We start from the raw sequence: 9,919 nt of genomic DNA, 5'->3' as shown, positions 1-9,919 counted from the left end.
CGCCGCGACCGCGAAGGCCGAGGCGGACGCCGTCGGGGCCCGGTCCCTCGCCGATGTCACGGGCCTCGCCGAGCGCTGCCTCCTCGCCGAACTCCCGGACGCGCTCCCGGTGGTGATGCGGATCCTCGCCGACCGCGCCGCCCTGGACGCCGACGTCGGCCACCTCGCCCAGGCGCTCCCCGCCCTGGTCCGCTCCCTCCGCTACGGCGACGTGCGTGGCACGGGTACGGAGGCCCTGGCCGAGGTCGCCGCGGGGCTCGCCGAGCGTGTCTTCGTGGGCCTGCCCCCGGCCTGCGCCGCACTCGACGCGGACGCCGCGGAGGAGATGCGCGGGCATGTGGACGCGGTGCACGGCGCGGTGGGGCTGCTGGGGGAAGGAGAGGGGGAGGTACACGGGGAAGACTCCGCCTCCCGTGGCGGCATACGTGGCCGTTGGCACGGTGTTCTGCACACCCTCTCAGGGCGGGACACGGTTCCCGGGGTCGTCCGGGGGCGGGCCGTGCGGTTGCTGCTGGACGACGGTGCGTTGGGGCAGGAGGAGGCGGCCCGGCTCATGGGGCTCGTGCTGTCGCCGGGGACGGAGCCGGCGGACGCGGCGGCGTGGATCGAGGGCTTCGTCGGCGGGGGCTCCGGGGGCGGGATGCTGCTCGTGCACGACGAGCGGCTGCTCGGGCTGGTCGACGCCTGGCTGACCGCGGTGCCGGGGGACGCGTTCACCGACGTGCTGCCGCTGCTGAGGCGCACCTTCTCGGCGTACGAGCCCGGAGTGCGCCGCACCCTCGGCGAACTGGTCCGGCGCGGACCGGGAACCCGCGGAGCCGCGACGGCCACCGCCTCGGGCATACCCGGATTCGCCCCCGACCTCGACACCGCACGCGCCGACGCGGTGCTGCCGGTGCTGCGCCTCCTGCTGGGACCGGACGAAACCACGGGCGCCGACGGCGTCGGCGACAGCAGCACCAACGACAGCAGCACCAACGACAACAGCACCAACGACAGCAGTGCCAATGACAACGGCGCCGATGACAACGACCTTGTGGGGGTGGGCCGATGAGTGCGGGAGCGGTGAACGCGGGAGCGACCGACCGAGTCGAGGCGCCCGAGCAGGGCGGCGTGCCCGATCCGGCCGGCGCCGGCGACGAACGGCTCCGCCGCTGGCGGCTCGTGCTCGGCGGGGAGGACGCGGACGGCACCGGGTGCTCGCTCGCCGGGCAGGACGCCGCGATGGACGGGGCGCTCGGCGCGCTGTACGGGAACGGCAAGGGGGGCAAGGCGCGGGCGGGGCGGGAGCGTTCGGCGGGGCTCGGGGCGTCCGCGCCGTCCGTCGCCCGGTGGCTGGGGGACATCCGGACGTACTTCCCGTCCTCCGTCGTCCAGGTCATGCAGCGGGACGCCATCGACCGGCTCGGCCTGTCCACCCTGCTCCTGGAGCCGGAGATGCTGGAGGCGGTGGAGGCGGACGTCCACCTCGTCGGCACGCTGCTCTCGCTCAACAAGGCCATGCCCGAGACGACCAAGGAGACGGCCCGGGCGGTCGTACGCAAGGTGGTCGAGGACCTGGAGAAGCGGCTCGCGACCCGTACCAGGGCCACCCTCACCGGCGCCCTCGACCGCAGTGCCCATATCAACCGGCCCCGCCACCACGACATCGACTGGAACCGCACGATCTCGGCCAACCTCAAGCACTACCTGCCCGAGTACCGCACGATCGTGCCCGAGCGGCTCATCGGGTACGGGCGCGCGTCACAGTCCGTGAAGAAGGAGGTCATCCTCTGCATCGACCAGTCGGGTTCGATGGCGGCGTCGGTCGTGTACGCGTCGGTGTTCGGCGCGGTCCTCGCCTCCATGCGGTCCATCAACACCCGGCTCGTGGTCTTCGACACGGCCGTCGTCGACCTCACCGACCAGCTCGACGACCCGGTCGACGTGCTCTTCGGCACGCAGCTCGGCGGCGGTACGGACATCAACAGGGCGTTGGCGTACTGCCAGTCGCAGATCACGCGCCCTGCCGACACCGTGGTCGTCCTCATCAGCGACCTCTACGAGGGTGGCATCCGGAACGAGATGCTCAAGCGGGTCGCGGCGATGAAGGCGTCGGGGGTGCAGTTCGTGACGCTGCTGGCGCTGTCCGACGAAGGGGCTCCCGCCTACGACCGTGAGCACGCGGCGGCGCTCGCGGCGCTGGGCGCACCGGCGTTCGCCTGTACGCCCGACCTCTTCCCGGACGTGATGGCGGCGGCCATCGAGAAACGCCCGCTGCCGATACCGGACACCGGGAGCCCGGGGCAGTAAAGGCGGCAGCGGAGGGAAGGGGCAGACGCGGCGGAGCCGAAAGACGACGGATAAAGCGGACATGAGTATCCATCGGTAACAGGGGACTTGCGCGACCTCGGGAGTCCCGTGCAAGGATCGGCGGGTCCTCAGGGGCGCGCAGCCTCGTAGCCGCGCCCCGGTTCGCTCCACCCCGCCCCGCCTCATCTCGCTTCTCTTCGTCCCTCCGCACGGGAGGCTCTCCCCGCCTTGGCCCTGTCAGCCGTACTGCCCGATGCCGCTCTGCGCGTGACGCGCACGGCGGTGGGACGGCGTGCGCTGCAAGTGGGGTTGCTGGTGGGCGGGCTGTTCGTGCTGGGGCTCCTCTGCGGGGAGCAGGCGCGTGCGGCGGACGGAGTCGCGCCGGCCTCGAAGCCCACAGATGTCGTGCGGTCGGTGACGAGTTCGGTCGAGCGGTTGGCGAAGGGTTCGGAGGAGCCGTGGCAGCGGATCGGAGAGCGGCCCTCGGGCTCGAACTCACGGTCCACGACGGTCTCGTCGGCCACCCCGCCGCCGTCCGCTTCCACCGTGGCCCCCGACGCGGACGCCTCCGGCTCTGAACAGGCTGGGCTCCCCAAGGCGATCACGCCCGTGACCGACGAGGTCCAGCGAGTCGTCAGGCCGGTCGCCGATCCCGTCGTGCGGCCGGTGACCGAGCGCGTCGTACGGCCGGTCACCGAGCAGGTGGTACGCCCGGTCACCGAGCGAGTAATACCGCCGGTCGCCGAGGACGTCGTACGGCCCATCGGTGATCTGGTGGATCAGATCACCGGCGGGGTCGAAGGCGGGATCGTCGAGCGGCCGGCTCCGCCGCAGTGGTGGCCGTCGCTGCCTCAACTGCCCACCCTGCCGGGCCTTCCCGGGCTGCCGGAGTTGCCGGGGCTGCCGTTGCCCGCGGTTCCGGGTCAGACCCTGCCGGCCGGTGCGGCGCCGCAGCAGCCCGGCGGGGCGACGGACGACCACCGGGCGGCCGAGAAGCAGTCGCGCGACGACAGCGCGGTGACGGCGTACGGGCCGCGGTTCGCCGGTGGCCGCGCGGCAGCCGGTGACGACGTGCGCCACCACGCGGACTCCCGGGGCACGCGGGCCGTGCAGGCACCCGTGCACCAGGTTCCCGACGGCGACCCCATGGGTGCGTTGGGGCGTCACTCCGCGGTCGACAACGGGTCGCCGCGGCACGGCGACGCGCAGGCCGTCGCGTTGAACGAGAGGGCCCGGCCGACGCTGGTGCCCGGCGCCGCCGCGGACGTCACCGCGGCCGGGACCCGGGACAGGCACCGGGACATTCCGGCGTTCCCCGGCTAGGGCCGGCCTTCCCCCGCTGAGACCTGCCGCGCGGGGGCGGAAAAGGTCTGCCCGTGCCGTCCGGACATCACTCCGATTTCTCCGGACGCGATCGGCCGGACACACCCGGACGCGGGCCGCTGCCAAGGCCGTCGGTGCTCGACCCCCCTCACCGACGCGGCGCATCGGCCCCTCCGGACGCCCGGTCCCCTCCACACCACGTCCCGAACTCTCGGTCTTCCGAAGGACTGACGTACGCATGCACAAGAACATTCGCCGTTCCATCGTCATAGCCGCCGGCGTCACCGGCGCCTGGGCGCTCGGCTCAGCCGTCGCCAGCGCGGACGAACTGCCCTCCACGTCCGCCTCCGTACCCGACGCGTCCCTCTCCGTGGACGACGTGGACGACGTGGTCGGCACGGTCACCGACACCGTCGACGGGGTGGTCGGTGACGTCCGCACCGACGTCTCCCCGGCCACCGGCACGACCACGGACACCCTCGCCGACGTCACCGGCGGCACGACTGCCAAGGCGCAGGACACCGTCACCGCCGTCACCGGCACCGGCACCAGCACCATCGCCAGGACGAAGCCGGCCGCCGACACGAAGACGAAGGCGGCCGACCAGGCCCGCCGGTACGTCGACACCGAGCTCCCGGCCCAGAAGACCCAGGTCAAGACCCAGGCCAAGGGCACGGCGAAGCCCGCCGCCGACGCGACCGCCAGGGCCACCGACGCCCTGCCCGACGCCCTGTCCGACGCCCCCGGCCCCCGCCCCCACGGCGAGGTCGACTACCTCTTCGGCCCCCTCTCGGCGTTTGCGCCGGAGCTGGAGCAGGCCCTCGCCGCCACGCAGACGAAGCTCGGAGCCACCCGGCGCACCGCCACCGCAGTCCCCTCCGGCGCCCGAGCGAAGGTGCAGCAGACCGTCGCCACCGCCGGCCGGACCGCCCCCGCCGCCCGCGCCACCACGAACGGCGTGCCCGCCCACCTCCGGAACACGGTCACCGGCCTTCCCTCCACCGTCCACGGCATCCAGGGGACCGTCACTCGGTCCGTCACCCCGGTCGTCGACGAGACGGCCGCCACCGCGCTGCCGCCCGTCGCCGCCACCGCCGTGCACGGCGTCACGCCGATCGCCGGGCGGGCCGCCGGCGGGGTCACCCCCGTCGCGGACCAGGCCGTGACCGGAGTCACCAGGGTCGCCACCGGTGCCGTGAACGGCGTGGTCCCGGTCGCCGGCCGGACCGTGGGCAACACCACCGGCCTCGCCCACGAAGTGGTGGCCGACGCGGTGTCCGACGTGCGCACGTACACCGACGGCGTCACCGGCGACGTCACCCCGTACGCGACGGGCGTGGTCGGGAACGTCGGCCCGTACGCGACCGGCGTCGTCGGCGATGTCGTCCCGTACGCCACCGGAGTGGTCGCGGGCGTCCCTCCGTACGCCACCGCCGTGGTCACCCAGGTCACCGACGAGACCGTCGACTCCGTGCTCCCGCCCGTGTCCGCCACGGCGGTGGACGGTGTGGTGCCCGTCGCCGGGCGGGCGGTCGGTGACGCGACCGTGCTCGCCGACGGTGTCGTCGGCGACGTGCGGCCCTTCGTGGGCGGTGTCGTGGGCGAGGTCCCGCCGCTCGCGTACGGCGTGGTCGGCGAGGCCGACCCGTTCGCGCAGGGTGTCGTCGGCCAGGTGCCGCCGTTCGCCGAGGGTGCCGTCGGCGCGGTGCGGCCGGTCGTGGACACGGTCGTCCAGTACGTCCGGCCCGTCGTGGACGGGGTCGGCGGCAGCGCCACGACGCTGGCGTACGGCGTCACCGGCGACGTGCGGCCCTTCGCGGACGGTGTCGTCGGCGAGGTCGCCCCGTTCGCGGCCGACGTGACCGGACAGGTCGGGCCCTTCGCTCGGAACGTGACCGGAACCGTCGAGTCGGCCGCCGGCCCGCTGGCCGGAAACGCCGTCGGCGGAGTCGAGGACGTCGCCGAGTCCGTCACCCCGAGCTACCTGCCGACTGCCCCGTACGGGCAGCACGGCTCCCCCTACGGCGTCTGACCGACGCCTCCGTCGTACGACCGTGCCCGGCGGCCGGTCGTACGGCACCCACCCGACCCCGCAGGGCGACGGTCACGTACGGCCGAAATCCGTCGGTCCGTGCGACCGAAACCCTGTGGTCAGGGCCGGGCGGTCCTCATTGGGGTGGGGACCGGCCGCCCTACGCCCCTTAGGTCAGTGTCAGGGGCTGTTCGAGGGGCCTCACCAGGCAAACCCCAGCCTGGTGAGGCCCTTCAAACTGGCAATCTGTGACCGTAATCACCGCCCAGGTGTGATCTGCGATTTACGACCCCACCACGAGCGGGGATAACCTGCGAGGCGGACATGCCGCGTGTCGGCCACCGTGCCCACGCCCTCCTTGTGACCGCGCAGTCACGTTGCCCTTCGCGGCACGCCCACGCAGACAACGAACCGCGAGATACCTGATAGGGACGGACGCGCGTGGACCTGTTCGAGTACCAGGCGAGGGACCTCTTCGCCAAGCACGGTGTACCGGTGCTGGCCGGTGAAGTGATCGACACGCCTGAGGCAGCCCGCGAGGCGACCGAGCGGCTTGGCGGCAAGTCCGTCGTCAAGGCCCAGGTGAAGGTCGGTGGCCGAGGCAAGGCCGGCGGCGTCAAGCTCGCCGCCGACCCTGACGAGGCGGTCGCCCGTGCGACCGACATCCTCGGCATGGACATCAAGGGCCACACGGTCCACAAGGTGATGATCGCCGAGCTGTCCCCGGAGATCGAGGCGGAGTACTACGTCTCGTACCTCCTCGACCGCACCAACCGCACCTTCCTGGCAATGGCCTCGGTGCAGGGCGGCATGGACATCGAGGAGGTCGCGGAGAAGACCCCCGAGGCCCTCGCGAAGGTCCCGGTCAACGCCGTCGAGGGCGTGAACATCGAGAAGGCCCGCGAGATCGTGGCCCAGGCGAAGTTCCCGGCCGAGGTGGCCGAGGGTGTCGCCGAGGCCATGGTGACCCTGTGGGAGACCTTCGTCGCCGAGGACGCGCTCCTCGTCGAGGTCAACCCGCTGGTGAAGACCAAGGACGGCCGCATCCTGGCGCTGGACGGCAAGGTCTCGCTCGACGAGAACGCCGACTTCCGTCAGCCGGAGCACGAGGCGCTCGAGGACAAGGCAGCGGCCAACCCGCTCGAGGCCGCCGCCAAGGAGAAGAACCTCAACTACGTCAAGCTCGACGGCGAGGTCGGCATCATCGGCAACGGCGCGGGTCTCGTCATGAGCACCCTCGACGTCGTCGCGTACGCCGGTGAGGCGTATACATCGGTGAATGGCGGTGGGGTCAAGCCCGCCAACTTCCTCGACATCGGCGGCGGCGCGTCCGCGGCCGTGATGGCGAACGGCCTGGAGATCATCCTCGGCGACCCGGACGTCAAGTCCGTGTTCGTCAACGTCTTCGGTGGCATCACCGCCTGTGACGAGGTCGCCAACGGCATCGTCCAGGCGCTGCAGCTGCTCGCCGACAAGGGCGAGGAAGTCACCAAGCCGCTGGTCGTCCGTCTCGACGGCAACAACGCGGAGCTGGGTCGCAAGATCCTGTCCGACGCCAACCACCCGCTGGTGCAGCGCGTGGACACCATGGACGGCGCGGCCGACAAGGCCGCCGAGCTGGCCGCGGCCAAGTAAGGGACGAGGGAAAACCACAGCCATGGCTATCTTCCTCAACAAGGACAGCAAGGTCATCGTCCAGGGCATGACCGGCTCCACGGGCATGAAGCACACCAAGCTCATGCTGGCCGACGGCACCAACATCGTCGGTGGCGTCAACCCCCGTAAGGCCGGCACGTCCGTCGACGTCGACGGCACCGAGATCCCGGTATTCGGCACGGTCGCCGAGGCGATCGAGAAGACGGGCGCGAACGTGTCCGTCCTCTTCGTGCCGCCGGCCTTCTCCAAGGCCGCCGTGGTCGAGGCGATCGACGCCGAGATCCCGCTCGCGGTCGTCATCACCGAGGGCATCGCCGTCCACGACTCCGCCGCCTTCTGGGCGTACGCGAAGTCGAAGGGCAACAAGACCCGCATCATCGGCCCGAACTGCCCCGGTCTCATCACGCCGGGCCAGTCCAACGCCGGCATCATCCCGGGCGACATCACGAAGCCGGGCCGCATCGGCCTGGTCTCGAAGTCCGGCACGCTGACGTACCAGATGATGTACGAGCTCCGTGACATCGGCTTCTCGTCGGCCGTCGGCATCGGTGGCGACCCGGTCATCGGTACGACGCACATCGACGCGCTCGCCGCGTTCGAGGCCGACCCCGACACCGACCTGATCGTGATGATCGGTGAGATCGGCGGCGACGCCGAGGAGCGCGCCGCGGACTTCATCGCGAAGAACGTGACGAAGCCGGTCGTCGGTTACGTCGCGGGCTTCACCGCGCCCGAGGGCAAGACCATGGGCCACGCCGGCGCCATCGTCTCCGGCTCCTCCGGCACGGCCGCCGCGAAGAAGGAGGCCCTGGAGGCCGCCGGAGTCAAGGTCGGCAAGACCCCGACCGAGACGGCGAAGCTGGCCCGCGCCATCCTCGCCGGCTGAGCACGGCTCCTGGCCGGCTCCCGGCCGGCTGATTCGCAGTCTGTACGCGGACGGGCCCGCACCCCTGGAGAAGGGGTGCGGGCCCGTCCGCGTCGCCGTCTGCCCGGCGCCTTCTCGTACCCGTGCTCCTCAGCGGAGCTCCGGCCGGAGCCTCTCCGGACCGCTCTGGAACGTCGCGCGGAGCTTGGCGCGGAGCTCCTGCTCCTCCTCGGACAGCGGACCGGAGCCCGACCGCGGCGGAACCCCGCTGATCGTCGCGGCGGGCGCCTGCGGGGCCTCGTAGTGGTCGGGAGCCGTGCGGAGCGTGAACGCGGTGGACCCGATGAGCAGGACCGTGAAGGCGATCGCCGCACGGGTCCAGCGGCGGGCGCGGCGCTCGCTTCCCGACCGCACCACGACGGGTTTCGCGGCGGTCCGCAGCAGCTCCTTGCTCCCGAGCTCCGTCAGCCTGAGCCGCAGCTCCTGAGGATCCGCCAGCTCGGGCACGCGCGCGGCGACGACCTCACGCGCGTGCAGCAGCCGGCCCACCGCCGCGGGCGTGCTCGCCTCCGTCTCGGCCGCGGTCTCCGGCAGCCCGATATCGAGCCCGTCGTGGAGAAGCACGGTGCGCCGGTACGCCGGCGGCAGGCCGAGCAGTACGGAGAGCAGCCGACGGTCGTCCAGGGCGGCGGGCGGTGGCTCCGGAGTCCGGTGCCGAAGACGCAGCCGGTGCCAGGGGGACGTCGCGTACTCGTACGCCGCCGCCCGCACCCAGCCCGCCGGATCCCGGTCGACCGCCACCTCCGGCCAGCGCTGCCACGCCAGTTGGAAGGCCCGCTCCACGGACTCGCACGCCAACTCGCGCCGCCCGGTCAGCAGATAGGTCTGCCGTACGAGGGCGGGGGCCGCGTAAGCGTAGAGGGCGTCGAAGGCCTGACCGGGTGTCAGGGCGGGGGCGGGGGGCGCGGGTTCGAGGTCGGCCTCCGCCTCGGTTCCGTCCTCGGCCTCGGCCGCGGTCCCGTTCTCGGCCTCGGCCTCCGGAGGTGGCGACGGGCAGGCAGGGGTCTGCGTCACCGGGCGCCCCTTCGTACGTAAAAGTACATAAAAAGTATATTGAGCGACACATCCGTAGTTCGCCTGTTACGAGGAGAAAGCGCGTGTCGTTGGGAGCATGGCGGCGTGACCCAGACGACCGACCGCAGTCCGGACCGCAGCCCGTCCCTGCCGACCCTGCCGGCCAAGCCGGCTCTGCTCGCCCGATGGCGCAGGAGGTCGCCAGGACTGGCCGCGAGCATGGTCGGCGGCGCGCTCGCCGCGGGGCTCGGACTGGCGGCGTTCACCGTACTCGTGACGGTCCTGTGGATCAGTTCGCCCTATCCGGACAGCGGTCCTGACGGGGCGTTGCATGTCGCCGCCGGGCTGTGGCTGCTCGCGCACGGCTGCGAACTCGTCCGCACGGACACGCTGTCCGGCGTACCCGCGCCCGTCGGCGTGACCCCGCTGCTCCTGGTCGTGCTGCCCGCGTGGCTGCTGCACCGCGCGGGGCGCGACGCGGCGGACGGCGACGAGGAGTCGGCACCGCCCGCCGTCCGCACGGCGTGGGGCGGTGTCGTCGCGGGCTATCTGACGGTCGGCGCGGCCGCGGCCGTGTACGCATCGGGCGGTGCGCTGAGCCCGTCCTGGGCGTCGGTCGCCGTTTGGCTCCCACTGCTCGCCGTGACCGCGGCGGGGGTGGGCGCGTGGACGGCGTA

The 9,919-nt window shown here is 72.4% G+C and carries 8 protein-coding genes; 7 read left to right on the top strand and 1 reads right to left on the bottom strand.

Annotated features, from left to right (window positions below; genetic code table 11):
- The 6 genes from O3Q52_RS40955 to sucD form a co-directional block, all read left to right on the top strand.
- On the top strand, window positions 1-1,054 hold a 1,054-nt coding region (locus tag O3Q52_RS40955; RefSeq protein WP_269653634.1), incomplete at its 5' end, for a DUF5682 family protein.
- Window positions 1,051-2,292, top strand: coding sequence for a VWA domain-containing protein (locus O3Q52_RS40950; RefSeq protein ID WP_269653633.1), 1,242 nt, complete (start codon window positions 1,051-1,053; stop codon window positions 2,290-2,292). The genes O3Q52_RS40955 and O3Q52_RS40950, both read left to right, overlap by 4 nt.
- A gap of 228 nt (window positions 2,293-2,520) precedes the next feature.
- Entirely contained in the window at window positions 2,521-3,615 is a 1,095-nt protein-coding gene (locus O3Q52_RS40945; RefSeq protein ID WP_269653632.1) for a hypothetical protein, read from the top strand.
- 238 nt (window positions 3,616-3,853) lie between these two features.
- A complete protein-coding gene (locus O3Q52_RS40940; RefSeq protein WP_269653631.1) occupies window positions 3,854-5,647 on the top strand; it encodes a hypothetical protein in 1,794 nt (597 codons plus the stop codon).
- Between the two features lie 441 nt (window positions 5,648-6,088).
- Entirely contained in the window at window positions 6,089-7,282 is a 1,194-nt protein-coding gene (gene sucC / locus O3Q52_RS40935) for an ADP-forming succinate--CoA ligase subunit beta (RefSeq protein WP_269653630.1), read from the top strand.
- A gap of 22 nt (window positions 7,283-7,304) precedes the next feature.
- Window positions 7,305-8,189, top strand: coding sequence for a succinate--CoA ligase subunit alpha (sucD, locus tag O3Q52_RS40930; protein ID WP_143639188.1), 885 nt, complete (start codon window positions 7,305-7,307; stop codon window positions 8,187-8,189).
- 129 nt (window positions 8,190-8,318) lie between these two features.
- Here sucD and O3Q52_RS40925 read toward each other — a convergent pair whose 3' ends face one another.
- Complete coding sequence (locus O3Q52_RS40925) at window positions 8,319-9,242, bottom strand: RNA polymerase subunit sigma-70 (protein WP_269653629.1); 924 nt, start codon at window positions 9,240-9,242, stop codon at window positions 8,319-8,321.
- Window positions 9,243-9,398: 156 nt separating this feature from the next.
- On the opposite strand from O3Q52_RS40925, the gene O3Q52_RS40920 reads away from it, so the two are divergent.
- Window positions 9,399-9,919, top strand: a 521-nt coding sequence (locus O3Q52_RS40920) for a DUF6350 family protein (RefSeq protein ID WP_269653635.1), incomplete at its 3' end; no start/stop codon positions are given.

Source organism: Streptomyces sp. ActVer (assembly GCF_027270795.1).
Taxonomy (GTDB): domain Bacteria; phylum Actinomycetota; class Actinomycetes; order Streptomycetales; family Streptomycetaceae; genus Streptomyces; species Streptomyces umbrinus_A.
The sequence above is the reverse complement of the archived record's forward strand: the minus strand, read 5'-3'. Positions and strand labels throughout refer to the sequence as shown.

Excerpts from the sequence above, each read along its gene's own strand:
- O3Q52_RS40950 (WP_269653633.1), top strand. The coding sequence starts at position 1,051 with ATGAGTGCGGGAGCGGTGAACGCGGGAGCGACCGACCGAGTCGAGGCG.
- O3Q52_RS40940 (WP_269653631.1), top strand. The coding sequence starts at position 3,854 with ATGCACAAGAACATTCGCCGTTCCATCGTCATAGCCGCCGGCGTCACC.
- sucD (WP_143639188.1), top strand. The coding sequence starts at position 7,305 with ATGGCTATCTTCCTCAACAAGGACAGCAAGGTCATCGTCCAGGGCATG.